Genomic DNA, 15,855 nt, shown 5'->3' on the forward strand with positions numbered 1-15,855 from the left:
AGCACCGCCGCCACCACCCGCACCGCCTCCGGTCCGACACCGACCATCACGGACCCGGGTCAGGACGCCATCAGCGCCGAGTGCATGAGGGGCTTCGGGTTCACCGCGCGGCCCACGATCGCCGTCGGACTGGACGAGGCGCCCGTCACCAGGCTGACCCGCAGCGGGGTCTACGGATACTTCGACATCGCCAAGGCCTCCGCGAAGGGGTACGACAGGTTCCGGGAGATGCCGCCCGAACCGGCCGGCGCAGTGCCGCTCTCCAAGGACGAGCAGAGCGCGCTCACCGGCAACGATCCGACCACCCACCAGCCGGCGACCAGCGTCGGCGGCAAGCCGGTGCCACCGGGCGGCTGCAACGGAAAGGCCCGGGAGACGTTCAAGAGCGACGAGTTCTCGATCGACGACTCCGCGCTGCCCGACGGCGGCCCGAAGGTTCCGCCGAGCGACCCCCGGCTGAAGGCGGCTTACGCCGCCTGGTCGACCTGCATGAAGGGCAAGGGGTTCGACTACCGGGACCCGGTGGCGGCCATCGGCGACCCCAGGTGGCACGACAGCAGGACCGCGACCACGGCGGAGATCGCGACGGCCACCGCCGACATCGACTGCAAACTCTCCAACAACACCGTCGGGGTCGTCGTCGCGGTCCAGACGGCGTACGACAAGAAGTACATCGAGGCCAACACGGCCGAGCTCGCCGCCTACCGGCAGCGGACCGAGGACCTGCTCCGCAGAGCCGGGCAGGCCGCCGCCGGCCAGAACGGGTGACGGCGGTACGTTCAATTACATCCCCCCGACAGTCGGGCGATGACACTATTCGGAGTGAAGTCCCCGGGGAGAGTGCCTTGTTGACCACAACGACGAGTACGAGCGCCGAACCGACCCCCCTGGAGCCGCCCGCGCGTTCCCGGGTCGTGCGGCGCAGGCGGGTGCTGCTCGGGGTGGCGCTGGCCGCCGCGCTGGTGGCGGTGGGCGGGGTGGGGGCGGCGACGCTGGTGAAGTCCCCGGCCGAGCGGGCCGCGCAGAGCGCGCCGCCGCCGAACAGTCTGCTCACGGCGCCGGTGGTCAGCCAGGTGCTGACCCCCTCGATCGCGGCCCGCGCGGTGGTGTACCCGCCGGCGCAGTACAACGTGGTCCCGGTGCCCGCCTCCGCGGACGTCACCCAGTTGTTCGTCTCCAAACTGGCCGTGAAGCCGGGGGACGCCGTCACGGCCGGGAAGCTGCTCGCCGAGGTGTCCGGGCAGCCCCTGTTCGCCCTGCCCGGACCGGTACCCGCCTACCGTGACCTCAAGCCGGGCAGCTCCGGCCCCGACGTCGCCGAACTCCAGGACGCCCTGGCCGGGTTGGGGCACGGGATCGGTGAGGACGACAAGGGCTCGTACGGGCCGGGCACGGCCGCCGCCGTGTCGGCCTTCTACCGTGCGCTCGGCTACCCCGTTCCGACCACCGGCGCCACCACCCAACAGGCCGTGGACACCGCGCAGAAGGCGGTGGACACCGACAAGCAGACGGTGGACGGCCTCACCGCCCAGAAGAAGGCGGGCACCGCGCAGCCGCCCCCCGCTCGACCCCCGGCCGGCCAGGGCGCGGCACAGCCTGCCCAACAGCCCGCCGCCACCGGCGACCTAGACCAGCAACTCGCCAACGCGAAGAAGCAGTTGGCCACCGACCAGGCCGCCCTCACCAAAGCCCGGGCCGCCAACGGCCCGATGGTCCCGGCCGCCCACGTGCTGTTCCTGCCCGCCCTCCCGGCGACCGTCACCGCCGTCAACGGCGCGGTCGGCTCGCCCGTCTCCGGGCCCCTGCTGTCGCTCACCAGCGGCGGTCTGGCCGCCACCGGGCAGCTCACCCCCGCCCAGGCGGCGGGCGTGAAGCCGGGCATGGCCGTCGAACTACTGGCCGAGGACACCGACACCACCGTCCCCGGCACCGTCGCCGAGGTCGGCACCCCGACCACCGCCGCCCCGGCCGGCAAGGTGATCACCCTCGGCGGCTCGGCGGCGGGCGGCTCGGCGGCCGGCGGCGGCGCGGGCCCCCAGCCCGGGGCTGCCGGAGCCGGTGGCGGAGCGCCCAACAACCAGCCCGGCGGCCAGAGTTACGTCCCGGTGACGATCACCCCGAACACCCCGCTGCCCGCCGCGATGAGCGGCAAGAACGTCCGGCTCACCGTCCTGAAGGCCAAGGCGGGCTCCCCCGTCACCGCCGTCCCGATCGCCGCCGTCTCCACCGACGCGGCCGGCCGGACATCCGTCACCAGGGTGGACGCCGCGGGGACCCGCACCACCATCCGGGTCACCACCGGCGTCACCGTCGACGGCCTGGTGGCCGTCACCCCGGCGGAGGGCGCCGTGATCAAGGCCGGCGACCAGGTGGTGGTCGGCAAGTGACAGCGCCCTTCACCGAACCGCCCGTCACCGAACCGCCCGTCACCGAGCTACCCGTCATCGCCCTGCACGGCGTCGGCCGCACCCACCCGGGCCGCCCTCCCGTGGTCGCGCTGCGCCCCACCGACCTGACCGTCCACCGCGGCGAGTACCTGGCCGTCACCGGTCCGTCCGGCTCCGGCAAGTCCACCCTGCTGCACCTGCTCGGTCTGCTCGACACCCCCACCACCGGCCGCTACGAACTGGACGGCATCGACACCGGCACCCTGCGCGACCGGGACCGCTCGACGCTGCGCGGGGCCCGGATCGGCTTCGTCTTCCAGTCCTTCCACCTGCTCCCGCACCGCACCGCCGAGGAGAACGTCCTCCTCGCCCAGGTCTACAACCGCACTCCGCGCCGCGACCGCCGCGCCGCCGCGGTGGCGGCGCTCGACATGGTCGGCCTCGGCCACCGCACGGACGCCCTGCCCGGCACCATGTCCGGCGGCGAGCGCCAACGGGTGGCGATCGCCCGGGCCCTGGTGAACCGGCCCAGCCTGCTGCTGTGCGACGAGCCGACCGGCAACCTGGACTCCGCCAACGCCCAGGCGGTGCTCGCCCAGTTCGACGAGCTGCACGAACAGGGCTACACCCTGGTCGTCATCACCCACGACCCGGCCGTGGCCGCCCGTGCCCGGCGCCGGGTGACCATCCACGACGGCGTGCTGAGCGAGGCGGAGGCGGCCGTCCAGTGATCCGGCGACGACGACGCGGCCCGGCCCTGCTCCCCGAGCCGCCCTCCCGGCTGAGCCCGCGCGACCTGCTCTCCGAGGCCCTGTCCGGCATCCTCCAGCGCCCGGGCCGCTCGGTGCTCACCATGCTCGGCACGGTGCTCGGCATCGGCGCCTTCGTCGCCGTCCTCGGCCTCACCGCGACGGCCGCCGGCCAGATCGGCGAGCGGTTCAGCCTCACCAAGGCCACCACCGTCACCGTGACCGACCGGCCGCGCACCGACGGCGCCGCCCCCGGCGCCAACCCGCCCAGCGACTTCCCCGCGGACGCGGACCGACGGATCCGCGCGATCGACGGCGTCCGCACCGGCGGCGTCTGGTGGCCGGTGCCCGGCGCCCCCACGATGTCCAGCCGCCCGGACGGCCCCGACGAGGGCACCGGCCTGTCCGTCCTCGCGGCCACCCCCGGCGCGGTGGCCGCGATGGAGCCGACCCTGACCGCCGGGGTCACGCTGGACGAGTTCGTCCAGAAGACCGCACAGCCGGTGGTGCTGCTCAGCGAGGCCGCCGCCGAGCGCCTCGGGGTGAGCCGGCTGGACGCCCAGCCGGCCGTCTTCATCGACCGCGTCCCGTACACCGTCATCGGCATCTACTCCGACGTCCAGCGCCAGCCGGGCGCCCTGCTCGGCCTGATCATCCCTGCCAGTACGGCGCTGGAGCGGTACGGCGACCCGGCCCCGCAGCCGGACCGCGGCGCGCAGGGGCTGGTCTCCACCCGGGTCGGCGCGGCCGGGGTGGTCGCCGCCCAACTCCCGCTCGCCCTGCGGCCGGACGCCCCCGACGCCTTCACCGTCGTCCCGCCGCCGGACCCGCACAGCCTCCAGGACAACGTGACCTCCGACCTCACCGGCCTGTTCCTGGCGCTGGCCGGGATCTGCCTGCTGGTCGGCGCGGTCGGGATCGCCAACACCACGCTGGTCGCCGTGCTGGAGCGGACGCAGGAGATCGGCCTGCGCCGCTCGCTGGGCGCCCGCACCGGGCACATCGCCGCCCAGTTCCTCACCGAGTCGACGGCCCTGGGCACCCTCGGCGGCCTGGTCGGCACGGGCCTGGGCGTGGTGACGGTGGTCGCCGTGGCCGCCGCCCGCGAGTGGACGGCCGTCCTCCAGCCCGCGACCACCCTGCCCGCGCCGCTGATCGGCTCGGTGGTCGGCCTGCTCGCGGGCCTCTACCCGGCCGTGCGCGCCGCCCGTACGGACCCGCTCACCGCGCTCCGGAGCGCATGAGGAAACACCGAAGGGCCCGGTGGCAGCCGGGCCCTTCGGTGTGAGGGTGTCGTCAGGCAGTCCCAGAAGAGGGGCAGGGGGGCTTAGAAGGCCTCCTCCGCCAGCTCCATGATCGCGTTGTCGACGCCCTCGGCGATCACCCGCTGCGGGGCGACGGTCGGGAGGACGTTCCTGGCGAAGAAGCGGGCGGCCGCGACCTTGCCCTGGTAGAACGGCACGTCCTTCTCGGAGGCGCCGGCCTCCAGCTTGGCCAGGGCCACCACGGCCTGGCGCAGCAGCAGCCAGCCGATGACGACGTCGCCGCAGACCATCAGCAGGCGGGTGGTGTTGAGGCCCACCTTGTACATGTTCTTGACGTCCTGCTCGACCGAGGTGAGGTCCGCCAGCAGCTTGCCGACGATGGCCTCGAGGTCGCCCGCGGCCTTGGCGAGCAGCTCGCGCTCGGTGGCCAGGGCGTCGCCGCCCTCGGCGGAGCCCAGGAACTTCTGGATCTGCTCGGACAGGGCGGTCAGCGCCTGGCCGCCGTCCTTGACGATCTTGCGGAAGAAGAAGTCCTGGCCCTGGATCGCGGTGGTGCCCTCGTAGAGGGTGTCGATCTTGGCGTCGCGGATGTACTGCTCGATCGGGTACTCCTGCAGGTACCCGGAGCCGCCGAAGGTCTGGAGCGACTGGGCGAGCTGCTCGTACGACTTCTCGGAGCCGTAGCCCTTGACGATCGGCAGGAGCAGGTCGTTGAGGCGCTCGGCGGCCTCGTCGCGCTCGCCGCGCAGCTTGGCGACGGTCATGTCGTCCTGGGTGGACGCGGTGAACAGGACCAGCGCGCGCATGCCCTCGGCGTAGGCCTTCTGGGTCAGGAGCGAGCGGCGCACGTCGGGGTGGTGCGTGATGGTGACGCGCGGGGCGGTCTTGTCCAGGAACTGCGAGATGTCGGCGCCCTGCACGCGCTCCTTGGCGTACTCCAGGGCGTTCAGGTAGCCGGTGGAGAGGGTGGCGATGGCCTTCGTGCCGACCATCATGCGGGCGAACTCGATGATCTTGAACATCTGGCGGATGCCGTCGACCTTCTCGCCGAGCAGCCAGCCCTTGGCCGGGTGCTTGGCGCCGAAGGTCATCTCGCAGGTGTTCGAGGCCTTGAGGCCCATCTTGTGCTCGACGTTGGTGGCGTAGACGCCGTTGCGCTCGCCGAGCTCGCCGGTCTCCCAGTCGAAGTCGAACTTCGGGACGATGAACAGGCCCAGGCCCTTGGTGCCGGGCTTGCCGCCCTCGGGGCGGGCCAGGACCATGTGGACGATGTTCTCGGACATGTCGTGCTCACCCGAGGTGATGAAGCGCTTCACGCCCTCGATGTGCCAGGAGCCGTCCTCCTGCTGGACGGCCTTGGTGCGACCGGCGCCCACGTCGGAGCCCGCGTCGGGCTCGGTGAGGACCATGGTGGAGCCCCAGAGACGGTCGGTCATCCGCTCGGCGACCTTGTGCTGCTCCTCGGTGCCCTCCTCGGCGATGACGCCGGCGAAGGCCGGGCCGGAGGAGTACATCCAGATGGCGGGGTTGGAGCCCAGGATCTGCTCGGCGAAGGCCCAGATCAGGGAGTTCGGGGTGACCTGGCCGCCGATCGACTCCGGGATGCCCAGGCGCCACCACTCGGCGTCCATGAAGGTCTGGTAGCTCTTCTTGAACGTGGCGGGGACCGGGGCGGTGTTGGTCTCCGGGTCGAAGACCGGGGGGTTGCGGTCGGTGTCGGCGAAGGACGCGGCGAGGTCGTTCTCGGCGAGACGCGCGATCTCGCTCAGGATGTTCTTCGCGGTCTCGACGTCCATGTCCGCGAACGGTCCGGTGCCGTAGACCTGCTCGCGGCCGAACACCTCGAAGAGGTTGAACTCCACGTCCCGCAGGTTGGACTTGTAGTGACCCATGGCCGTTTTCTCCGGTTCGTCGCTTCCGGGTGACCGCCGCGTTCGGGCGCCCCGTACCCACCAGTAGGCATCATGATGCTACCCAGCGGTAACTTGGGCAAGCCCCTGACGGCGAATCCGCTATGAACGTTGTCACGTCCGTTGTCACGTCCCACAGGGCGGGACGACCACTCCTTGTCAGGATCGACGCCCGCACGGGCGGGTGCGCTCCCGCTAGCCTGTCCGTGTGTACGGATATGACCAGAACGCATACCCGGGCGACCCCTACCAGCAGCAGGCGGGTCCGCAGCCGGGCATGGGCGGCATGCCCGGACCGGACGCCTACGGCGCACAGGGACAGGCCCCCCAGCAGTCCCTCTACCCCGAGCCCTCGCCGCCCTCACTCGCGGACGCCGTCCGGGCCTTCACGACGGGCTCCATGGCGGTCGAGGACTTCCAGGCGATCTTCATCACCTCCAAGGTCCACTGCCCCCGCGGCGAGCGCCCCGGCTTCCTGGCGCTGCACAACACGCCGACGCCGGTGATCCCGATGTTCAGCTCCCTGAAGGAGCTGCGCCGCTACGCCGGCAAGGAGTCCAAGCACTTCACCGTCACGGGCGCCGAGGTGCTGGACCTGCTGCCGACCGGCTACGGCTTCGCCCTGGACATGGAGGGCGAGCACCGGATGGTGTTCGACGCCAAGGCGGTGGAACAGATGGTCGACTTCACCATGCGCCGGATGTACGGCTGACCCATCCTGGAGAGGAGCCCCGCGCTCCCTCGTCACCATATGGTTCAATTTTCAACTTGCTTGTTGTTGAGAGTTGAACTATTCTCGTGGACGAAGGCCGAGAGGACCCCCCGAAGGAGGCCGACATGCCCGCCGTGACCGTCGAGAACCCGCTGACCCTGCCGCGCGTCACCACCCCCGACGCCGCCGCCTCGACCGCCCGCCCCGTCATGGCGGTCGCCACCGCCCCCGAAGGCTTCGAAGGCGAGGGCTTCCCCGTCCGCCGCGCCTTCGCCAAGATCAACCAGAAGTACCTCGACCCGTTCATCATGATGGACCAGATGGGCGAGGTGGACTACGCGGCCGGTGAGCCGAAGGGAACCCCCTGGCACCCGCACCGGGGCTTCGAGACGGTCACGTACATCATCGACGGAACGTTCATCCACCGGGACTCGCACGGCGGCGGCGGCACCATCACCGACGGCGACACCCAGTGGATGACCGCCGGCTCGGGCCTGCTGCACATCGAGACCCCGCCGGAGTCGCTGGTGAAGTCCGGCGGCCTCTTCCACGGCCTCCAGCTGTGGGTGAACCTGCCCGCCTCGGACAAGATGATCACCCCGAAGTACCAGGACATCCGCGGCGGCAGCGTCAAGCTCCTCAGCACCGAGGACGGCGGTGCGCTGCTCCGGGTGATCGCGGGCGAGCTCGACGGCCACCAGGGCCCCGGCACCACCTTCACCCCGATCACCATGATCCACGCCTCGGTCAACCCCGGCGCCCAGATCACCCTGCCCTGGCGCTCCGACTTCAACGCCCTCGCCTACGGCCTCGCCGGCAACGGCTCGGCCGGCACCGACCACCGCCCCTTCCACCGCGGCCAGGCCGTCGTCTTCGGCGACGGCGACTCGATCACCATCCGCGCCGACGAGAAGCAGGACTCCCGCGACGACAACCTCGAGGTCGTCCTCCTCGGCGGCCTCCCGATCCGCGAACCCGTCGCCCACTACGGCCCGTTCGTGATGAACAGCCACCGCGAACTCCAGCAGGCCATGGAGGACTTCCAGGCCGGCCGCCTCGGCACCATCCCGGCGGACGCCAAGTAAGCCCCTCCTCCCCCGCGCGCGACGCCTCCGCCGTCTACAGCAACGCGTAGACGGCGGAGGCGTCGTCGTGCGCCTTGCCGCGGGGCCAGCGTTCGCAGTGGGCGTCGTCGCGTTCCACCGCGCGGACGCGGGCGATGAGTTCGGCCGGGCCGGACTCGGCGAGCAGGCGCAGGGCGTCGGCCCAACTGCCCAGGCCGAAGCGCTCGGTGTAGCGCGTGGCGCCGTCGGTCAGGGCGGCCAGGGCGCGCAGGCGGTCGAGGCGGACGAAGCCCGTCTCGGCGTGGCCGGCGGCGCGCGGGCTGGCGGCGGCGATCCACGGGCCGTCGCCGCGGTTGCGGGCGGCGCGGACGGCCAGGGCGTACTCCAGGTGCAGCGCGGCCCGTTCGGCACTGCCGGGGACGGTGGACCAGACGCGGCGGCGCAGCTCCTCGCCGTCCGGGAAGCGCTGGTTGTCGCCGATCACCCGGGGCGGGGCGTCGGTGAACTCCAGCACCAGGACGGAGTCGCCGAGCACCAGGTACTCCAGCGACTCCCCGTGCCGCCGGGCGGCGACGACCATCGCGGCGGGGGTGTTGGGGTGGGCCAGGTCGCAGCGGCCGCCGTGCAGGGCGGCCGTCTCCACGATGGCGTCGGCCAGGCAGTCGGCGATCGCGCGGTCCGCGCGGTCGGTGAGGCGGGCGAGCAGGTGCACCCCGAGTCTGCGGACGTACCAGGCCGTCCCGTGGCGGCAGCCGGAGTCCATCCCGGCCGGTGAGCTGGAGCCGTCCAGCAGGACGAGAGCCTCCGGCGAGGCCGCCGCGAAGTCCTCGCTCTCCCGGTCGGGCCGCCGTGCTTCCCCTGCGAGCTGTAGCTGCATCCCGACAGTGTGACGCCGCCACCGGCCCGCGCCCAGACCCGTGCGCCGGTGTGGCGCGGGTCGGGGGCGGCGTCCGGTGGCAGCGGGGGCGATTCGGCCATACCGTCGGATATCGGCTGGAATTTTCGGCCAATTCGGGCCGGCCGGGTTTGGCTTCACCTTCGAGTGCCGGCGCGGCTCAGGACTGACGCGAGGAGCGGATCATGTTCTGGCAGTTCATCGTGGTGCTGGCCGCCTCGCTCGGATTCCCCACCGCCGCACTGCTCTTCCTGATCGGCGGGCCGCGCTTCCCCGACGAGAAGCGGGATTAGCCCTTCCAGAGCGGGTCGCGGCCGAGCAGGGCGAGGGAGCGGGCGAACCGGCCCCCGCCGGCCGGGTCCAGGCCGGGGCGGAAGGCGTTGCCGGGGGCGCGGGCCTCCGGGGTGTCCGGGACGATCTCGGTGACCTTCAGCAGGGTGTCGGTGAGGGCGTCCTCGGCCTCGGCCACGGCGATCAGCCGGTCCGCCGTGCCCAGGGAGGCGGCGACGTCCCAGCCGTGCACCAGGGTGTCGAGCAGGTGGAAGCCCACCGCCTGGGCGACCGGGAAGGGGCCCCCGTCGCGGATCTCGGGCAGCCAGAGCGCCCGGTCGGCGGCGGCCGCATCCCGGAAGGCGGCGGTGAGTTCGGCTCCGGTGCGGCGGAACTCGGCGGCCACGTCCGGGCCGACCGGGGCGTCCGCGAACAGCGCGAGGTCCGGCCCGGCGCCCCGGGCGGCCGCGGCGAAGCCCCGGTGCTGGCCGAGGACGTGCTCCAGCAGGTTGCGCAGCGTCCAGCCGGCGCACGGGGAGGGCAGGTCGAGGTGCTCCGGCCGTACGGTGTCGACCACCTCGGCGGCCAGGTCCAGCGATCGCGCGTGCAGTTCGACGAGCTTCGCGCCCACGTGCTTCGGGTCCGCGTGCTTCGGGTCCGCGTGCTTCGGGTCCGCGTGCTTCGGGTCGGAGGGAGTCATGCGGGGGTGACCTCCTGGTCGGTGGGTCGGCCGGTGTCCTGCCCGGCGGCGATGAATCCGATCACCTGGTCAACGACGGTCGGCTCGGCGATGATCCGCCGGTGGCCCAGGCCCTGGGTGACGACCAGGTCGAGCCGGTCGCCGTACGCGCGGCGCAGCCGGTGCGCCTGGCCGAGCGGGACGACCTCGTCCCCCTCGTCGTGCACCACCAGGACGGGCAGGCCGATCGCCTCCGCCTGTCGGGCGGCGTCGAAGCGCTCCCAGGCGCCGGCGTCGCCCTTGAGGAGCAACTCCTCGATCCTGCGGCGCAGTTCGCGCTCGACGACGGCGTTGAGCCCGAGCCCGGCGCAGAACGCGGCCGGGAAGAACCCGACCGAGGACACCCCGGAGACGGCCGCCAGCCTGCCCGCCCGCAGGCCGTCCGCCAATGCCCCGAAGGCCGCGCAGACGCCCAGGGAGTGCGCCACCACGGCCTCGAACGGGCCGTATCTGCCCTGGAGTTGGAGCGCCAGCCGGCGGTACTCCAGCACGCTGGTGTGACGGCCGCCCGAGTCGCCGTGGCCCGGGGCGTCGAACGCGAGGACGCTCAGGCCGAGTTCGCGCAGCCTGGGCACGTACGGCGCGAAGCGGGAGGCCCGCGAGCGCCAGCCGTGCAGCATCAGGACGGGCCGCTCGCCGTCGCCCCAGCGGTAGCCGACCACGGGCTTGCCGTCGACCCGCAGCGGTTCGAGGGCGGCCCCGCGGTGCACCTCCAGTTCGGCGGGGCGGACCCGGCTGCGGCGCAGCGGGCGGCGGAACAGCTCGACGGCGGCCCTCCCGGCGGGGCCGGGGGCGAGGGCGGCGGTGCCGTTGAGGGCGGTGCGGATCAGTGCTCGGGCGGGGTCCATCGAGTCCTCCCTGTCGCTGCGTTCCTGCGGGCGAGATATTAGCACGACCGTTCGTACAGTTTTAGCGGAAGGGGCACGCTCACGCACTACCCTGGGCAAGGCACCCACACGAGCACCCACGCGAGCATCGACGCGAGCATCGACGGGCTCCCAGGGGCTTCCACGGGCTTCCACGGCGACCAGAAACGGGGCGGACGATGGCCGAACCGACCACCGACAGGCGACTCCTGCGCGGCGAGGAGACCCGCCGGGCCGTCCTGCGCCGGGCTGTCGAGATCGCCTCCGTCGAAGGCCTCGACGCCCTCTCCATCGGCCGGCTCGCCACCGACCTGGGCCTCAGCAAGAGCGGCGTCTTCGCCGGCTTCGGCTCCAAGGAGGAGCTGCAGCTCGCCACCGTCCGCGCCGCCCGCCGGATCTTCTCCGACGCCGTCGTCACCCCCGTCGCCGACACCCAGCCCGGCCTCGCCCGCGCCCGCGCCCTCTGCGAGAGCTGGCTCGACTACTCCCGGGCCCGGATCTTCCCCGGCGGCTGCTTCTTCTACGAGGTCACCGCCGAGTTCGACGCCCGCCCCGGCGCCCTGCGCGACGCCCTCGCCGCCTGCGCCCGCGAGTGGCACGACCTCGTGGCCGCCGCCCTCGCCGAGGCCCGGGCCACCGGCGAGCTGCGCGCCGACACCGAGGCCGGGGACCTCGCCTTCGCCCTCATCGCCGTCCTGGAGGCGGCCAACAACCAGGCCGTGCTGCTCGACGACGACACCCCGTACCAGCGCGCCGAGCGCCTGCTGCTGCGCCTGCTGCGCGCCGAGGCCGTCGACCCGGGCGACCCCGCGCTCTCCTAGACCAACACGCTTGCGGGATCAGCTGCTTGGGCGAGCAGCAGCTCGTCCCGCCCCCGCGCGCCGACCACCTGGAGGCCCAGCGGCAGCCCGTCCGCCGTCCGCCCGGCGGGCAGGCTCAGCGCGGGCAGGCCCAGGTGGCTCCACGGCAGGGACATCACCCCGTCCCCGGTGGTGTGCAGGCCCTCCGGCGCCCCGCCGGTCGCGGACGGGGCCAGCCAGAGGTCGACCCCCTCGGCGGCCGTGCGCTCCGCGACCCGCTCGCGCAGCCGCTCCCGGGCGTGCAGGGCCGCCGTACGGTCCTCGGCCGCGACGCCCTGGCCGACCCGGATGCTCGCCGCCGTCTCCGGCCGGTACAGGCCGCCGAACCGGGCGAACCAGTCGGCGTGGCTGCGGGCCAGCTCGAAGCGGTTGACCACCTGCAACTGCCGTGCGATCTCGGCGAAGTCGGGGAACAGCTCGACCCGGCGCACCTCCAGGCCGGCCGCCTCCAGCCGGGCCAGCCACCCCTCGAACGCCCGCAGCGCCTCGGGCTCCGCCCGCTCCAGGTACGGCCCCCGGGGCACCCCGAGCACGGGCCGGGGCACGGGCCCGGCCGCCTGCCAGTCGTCGCAGACCAGGGAGGCCGCCAGGGCGGCGCTCGGCAGGTCGGCGGTGAACACGCCCAGGGTGTCGAAGCTCGGCGCGTTCGGGATCACGCCCGCCGTCGGAATCCGCCCGTACGTGGGCCGGAAGCCCACCACCCCGCAGTACGCGGCGGGGCGGATCACCGAGCCGACCGTCTGCGTGCCCACCGCCAGGGGCACCAGCCCCGCCGCGACGGCCGCCGCCGAACCGCTGCTGGAGCCGCCCGGGGTGTGGCCGGGGTGGTGAGGGTTGCGGGTCGGGCCGGGGGCGGTGGCGGCGAACTCGGCGGTCGTCGTCTTGCCCGCGACCAGCGCCCCGGCCGCGAGCAGCCGGTCGACCACCGCGGCCTGCGGCCCGGCCAGCACCCCCGGCGGCAGCGCCGAACCGGCGTGCGTGGGCAGGCCGTCCACGTGCACGATGTCCTTGATCCCCACCACCGCCCCGTGCAGCGGCCCCCGCCCGGCCGCCTCCCGCACCTGGGCGTGCAGCCGCTCCGCCCGCCCGGGCTCGGGCACGAAGGCGTGGATCAGCGGGTCCAGGTGCTCCAGCCGTGCCAGGAACCGGTCGACGTACTCCCCCGGCGCGGGCCTCCCGGCCCGCAGCGCGGCGGTCTCGTCGATCAACGACCTTGGCCCGAGCGGGGATTCGTCCATACCGGACACGATAGGGGCCCTGACGCGGACTACTGGTGCTCGGCCGCCAGGTACGGCGCCTCGCGCAGGAAGTACGCCCCGCAGGTGTGGCAGCACAGCTCCGCCGTCTTGCCCCAGTCCACGGCCTCGCGCACCCGCGCGTCCGGCGCCAGCTCCCGCCCGCACATGGCCACGGTCTCCTCGCCCCGGACCACGTGCCACAGCCGCACCCCGCCCGCAGCCCCCTCCGCCCCGTACTCAGCCCGCATCTGGTGCCTCATGCCCCTCATGCTCCGCCCGCCCCCACGGCCCGGCAACCGGGGCCGGGGGGTGTCTACCGCAGCGCCTCGAAGCCCAGGAGCAGCGCGTCGAGGGCGAAGGCGAACCGCTCGGCGTCGTCCGTGCCGACGCCCTCGGTCGCGGCGCGGATCAGCAGCGGGTAGCGCTCCGCCTCCAGGGCGGACAGCCAGGCGGTGCCGCCGGCCTCCTCGGCCCCGACCTCGATCCGGGCCTCCGCCGTCGCGTGGCCGATCACGAACACCGCGAGGGAGTTGAGCGCGTGCAGGGCGCGGCCGAGCGGGAAGCCGGCCTCGTCGAGCAGGCGCAGCAGGGCCTCGACGTCGTCGAGGGTCGCCGGGGTGACGGCGGGCCGGGAGGTGGCGAGCGGGAGGACGGCGGGGTGGCGCAGCAGGCCCTCGCGCAGGGCGGTGGCGTAGGCGCGCAGGGCGGTGCGCCAGTCGGCCGCGCCGTCGATGGCGGGGGTCGCCGCCGTGAAGACCAGTTCGACCAGGCCGTCGAGCAGGGCGTCCTTGTTGGGCACGTAGTGGTAGAGCGTCATCGCCTCCACGCCCAGGTGCTCGCCGAGCGAGCGCATCGTGAGGCCTTTGAGACCGTCCCGGTCGACCAGGGCGAGGGCCGCGTCGAGGACCTGCTGCCGGCTCAGGCCGGCCCGCTCGCCCCGACCGCGCCGGGCCGGGTGCTGCTGCGCCATCCGCTTCTCCCCCGTGACCGCTTGACTTTCTTACAGCATAAGAGAACACTCCTCCCCCGGGAAACTTACCGCGTAAGAATCAAGCCGCAGGGGGACCACGATGTCGAACACCGCCACCACCAAGCAGGTCGTCCGCGACTTCGTCACCGCGCTCAACGACCGCACCGGCGAGGACTGGGTGCGGCTGCTCTCCCCGACCGTGATCGACCACAACAAGGTCATCTTCGGCGAGGAGGACACCCCCGGCGCCGCCGTCGAGGGCTTCCGCCTCCAGCTCGCCGCCTTCAGCACCGAGGCCGAGGACGACGGCTTCCACATCGAGCAGCTGATCGCCGAGGACGACGAGGTCGTCGCCCGCCTCCGCGTCGCCGGGGTCCACACCGGCCACCACGCCCGGATGCCCGAGCCCACCCACCGCCGCTGCGACGTCGAGCAGATCTGGATCTTCACCGTCCGCGACGGCCGCATCGCCGAGATCCGTGCCGTCAGCGACCGCCTCGGCATGTTCATCCAGCTCGGCTGGGACTGGCCGACCACGGACTGACCGCCGCGCCGGGTCGTACCGGTAGGGCCCCACCCCCGCACGGGTGAGGCCCTGGTCCGGGGGACGGTCAACCGGTGTCCGCCGCACGGGACGGCGGCCGGCGGTGCGACCACGCGCCCGTCAGCGGCCCGTCCCCGCGTGGACGACGGCGAGTTCGCCGGCGCCGAGCTCGAAGGCGGCGTGCCAGGCCCGTACGGCTTCCGGCAGTTGGGCCGCCGGGCAGAACGCGGTGATGTGGAGGTCCGAGGTGGAGATGGTCTCCAGCTGCACGCCGGCGGCGGCCAGGGTCTCGCAGCAGGTGGCCAGGACGCCGGGCTGGGACAGCAGGCCGGTGCCGACGAGCGAGAGCTTGCCGACCCGTTCCGTGTAGTGCGGCTCCGCGATGCCGAGTTCCCGGCACTGCGGGTGGAGGGCGCGCAGGACGGAGGGGCCGTCCTGCGCGGGCAGGAGGAGCGAGATGTCGGTCGTGCCGGTCGAGGCCCCGGCGGTGTCCTGGACGGTGAACTGGAGCCCGGCCTCGATGTCGGTCACCACCTGGAGGACCCGGCTGGTGAGTTCGGGGGAGTCGGGGACGTTGCTGAGCGTGATCCTCGCCCCGGTGGCGTCGTGGGCCACGCCGACGACGTTGGAGTACTCGGCGGACGGGTCGGTCGCCGCGCCGGTCACCATGGTGCCGGGGCCGTCGTTGTACGAGGAGCGGACGCGGATCGGGACCCGGTGCCGGCTGGCGTACTCCACGCTCCTGGGCGCCAGCACCTTGGCCCCGTTGGCGGCGAGCTCCCGCATGATGTCGTAGTTGACGTGCGTCAGCAGCCGCGCGTCGGGGACGATGCGGGGATCGGCGGAGTAGACGCCGTCGACGTCCGTGTAGATCTCGCAGAGGTCGGCCTTGAGCGCGGCCGCCAGGGCGACGGCGGTCGTGTCGGAGCCGCCGCGCCCGAGGGTGGTGACGTCCCCGGTCTCGGCGCTGATCCCCTGGAAGCCCGCGACCAGGGCGACGGCGCCCCGGTCGAGGCTCTGGCGGACCCTGTCGGGCTGCACCTCGACGATGCGCGCCCGCCCGGGCGTCCTGGTGGTGAGGATGCCGGCCTGCGCGCCCGAGAACGAGCGCGCCTCGACGCCGAGGGAGTCGATGGCGATGGCCATCAGGGCGTTGGAGATCCGCTCCCCCGCCGTCAGCAGCACGTCCAGCTCGCGCGGCGCCGCGTTGTCCGTCAACGCGCCTGCGAGGTCGAGGAGTTCGTCGGTGGTGTCGCCCATCGCGGAGACCACCACGACCACGTCGTGGCCGGCCCGGCGGGTGGCCGCGACGTGCTCGGCGACCCGCTTGACGCGCTCCGTGCTGTGCACGGAGGAACCACCGTACTTCTGCACGATCAGGCTCAT

General features: G+C 73.3%; 16 protein-coding genes. 8 read left to right on the forward strand and 8 right to left on the reverse strand.

Annotated features, from left to right (window positions below; genetic code table 11):
* Positions 1-84 precede the first annotated feature (84 nt).
* From ACIRRS_RS16300 to ACIRRS_RS16315, 4 genes are all read left to right on the forward strand, one after another.
* Entirely contained in the window at positions 85-768 is a 684-nt protein-coding gene (locus ACIRRS_RS16300; RefSeq protein ID WP_402970742.1) for a hypothetical protein, read from the forward strand.
* Between the two features lie 80 nt (positions 769-848).
* Positions 849-2,387, forward strand: coding sequence for a peptidoglycan-binding protein (locus ACIRRS_RS16305; protein ID WP_402970745.1), 1,539 nt, complete (start codon positions 849-851; stop codon positions 2,385-2,387).
* The gene (locus tag ACIRRS_RS16310; RefSeq protein WP_402970747.1) at positions 2,384-3,118 is read left to right on the forward strand and encodes an ABC transporter ATP-binding protein; all 735 of its coding nucleotides are present in this window, start codon (positions 2,384-2,386) and stop codon (positions 3,116-3,118) included. The genes ACIRRS_RS16305 and ACIRRS_RS16310 overlap by 4 nt, the downstream gene beginning before the upstream one ends.
* Complete coding sequence (locus ACIRRS_RS16315) at positions 3,115-4,380, forward strand: ABC transporter permease (protein ID WP_402970750.1); 1,266 nt, start codon at positions 3,115-3,117, stop codon at positions 4,378-4,380. Before ACIRRS_RS16310 ends, ACIRRS_RS16315 begins: the two co-directional genes overlap by 4 nt.
* Positions 4,381-4,463: 83 nt before the next feature.
* Here ACIRRS_RS16315 and ACIRRS_RS16320 read toward each other — a convergent pair whose 3' ends face one another.
* A complete protein-coding gene (locus ACIRRS_RS16320) occupies positions 4,464-6,293 on the reverse strand; it encodes an acyl-CoA dehydrogenase (protein WP_402970751.1) in 1,830 nt (609 codons plus the stop codon).
* Between the two features lie 226 nt (positions 6,294-6,519).
* Here ACIRRS_RS16320 and ACIRRS_RS16325 point away from each other — a divergent pair, with 226 nt between their 5' ends.
* Positions 6,520-7,023, forward strand: coding sequence for an SseB family protein (locus ACIRRS_RS16325; RefSeq protein ID WP_031072267.1), 504 nt, complete (start codon positions 6,520-6,522; stop codon positions 7,021-7,023).
* A 125-nt stretch (positions 7,024-7,148) separates the two neighbouring features.
* Complete coding sequence (locus ACIRRS_RS16330) at positions 7,149-8,108, forward strand: pirin family protein (protein ID WP_402970754.1); 960 nt, start codon at positions 7,149-7,151, stop codon at positions 8,106-8,108.
* A 34-nt stretch (positions 8,109-8,142) separates the two neighbouring features.
* Here the strand turns inward: ACIRRS_RS16330 and ACIRRS_RS16335 are convergent, their stop codons facing one another.
* The 3 genes from ACIRRS_RS16335 to ACIRRS_RS16345 all read right to left on the reverse strand — a co-directional run bounded on the left by ACIRRS_RS16335 (position 8,143) and on the right by ACIRRS_RS16345 (position 10,839).
* On the reverse strand, positions 8,143-8,964 hold the full coding sequence (locus tag ACIRRS_RS16335) for an integrase (RefSeq protein WP_402970757.1): 822 nt from the start codon (positions 8,962-8,964) through the stop codon (positions 8,143-8,145).
* A gap of 307 nt (positions 8,965-9,271) precedes the next feature.
* Positions 9,272-9,952 carry a TIGR03086 family metal-binding protein gene (locus tag ACIRRS_RS16340; RefSeq protein WP_402970760.1) on the reverse strand — a complete coding sequence of 227 codons (681 nt, stop codon included), beginning with the start codon at positions 9,950-9,952 and terminating at the stop codon, positions 9,272-9,274.
* Entirely contained in the window at positions 9,949-10,839 is an 891-nt protein-coding gene (locus ACIRRS_RS16345; RefSeq protein WP_402970763.1) for an alpha/beta hydrolase, read from the reverse strand. Before ACIRRS_RS16345 ends, ACIRRS_RS16340 begins: the two co-directional genes overlap by 4 nt.
* A 197-nt stretch (positions 10,840-11,036) precedes the next feature.
* Here ACIRRS_RS16345 and ACIRRS_RS16350 point away from each other — a divergent pair, with 197 nt between their 5' ends.
* Positions 11,037-11,678 (forward strand): TetR/AcrR family transcriptional regulator, encoded by a 642-nt coding sequence (locus ACIRRS_RS16350; RefSeq protein WP_402970766.1) that lies wholly within the window; start codon positions 11,037-11,039, stop codon positions 11,676-11,678.
* Here ACIRRS_RS16350 and ACIRRS_RS16355 read toward each other — a convergent pair.
* Genes ACIRRS_RS16355 through ACIRRS_RS16365 form a run of 3 tightly spaced genes read right to left on the reverse strand, consistent with a single transcriptional unit; the run spans position 11,675 to position 13,925 of the window.
* A complete protein-coding gene (locus ACIRRS_RS16355; protein WP_402970768.1) occupies positions 11,675-12,955 on the reverse strand; it encodes an amidase in 1,281 nt (426 codons plus the stop codon). The genes ACIRRS_RS16350 and ACIRRS_RS16355 overlap by 4 nt on opposite strands.
* A gap of 29 nt (positions 12,956-12,984) precedes the next feature.
* A complete protein-coding gene (locus ACIRRS_RS16360; protein ID WP_402970771.1) occupies positions 12,985-13,215 on the reverse strand; it encodes a hypothetical protein in 231 nt (76 codons plus the stop codon).
* A gap of 53 nt (positions 13,216-13,268) precedes the next feature.
* Positions 13,269-13,925, reverse strand: coding sequence for a TetR/AcrR family transcriptional regulator C-terminal domain-containing protein (locus ACIRRS_RS16365; protein WP_402970774.1), 657 nt, complete (start codon positions 13,923-13,925; stop codon positions 13,269-13,271).
* A 100-nt stretch (positions 13,926-14,025) separates the two neighbouring features.
* Between ACIRRS_RS16365 and ACIRRS_RS16370 the strand changes: the two genes are divergently transcribed.
* Positions 14,026-14,469 carry an ester cyclase gene (locus ACIRRS_RS16370; protein ID WP_402970777.1) on the forward strand — a complete coding sequence of 148 codons (444 nt, stop codon included), beginning with the start codon at positions 14,026-14,028 and terminating at the stop codon, positions 14,467-14,469.
* 120 nt (positions 14,470-14,589) lie between these two features.
* Here the strand turns inward: ACIRRS_RS16370 and ACIRRS_RS16375 are convergent, their stop codons facing one another.
* The gene (locus tag ACIRRS_RS16375) at positions 14,590-15,855 is read right to left on the reverse strand and encodes an aspartate kinase (protein ID WP_402970780.1); all 1,266 of its coding nucleotides are present in this window, start codon (positions 15,853-15,855) and stop codon (positions 14,590-14,592) included.

The sequence above is a fragment of the Kitasatospora sp. NPDC101183 genome (genome assembly GCF_044767945.1).
Lineage (GTDB): Bacteria > Actinomycetota > Actinomycetes > Streptomycetales > Streptomycetaceae > Kitasatospora.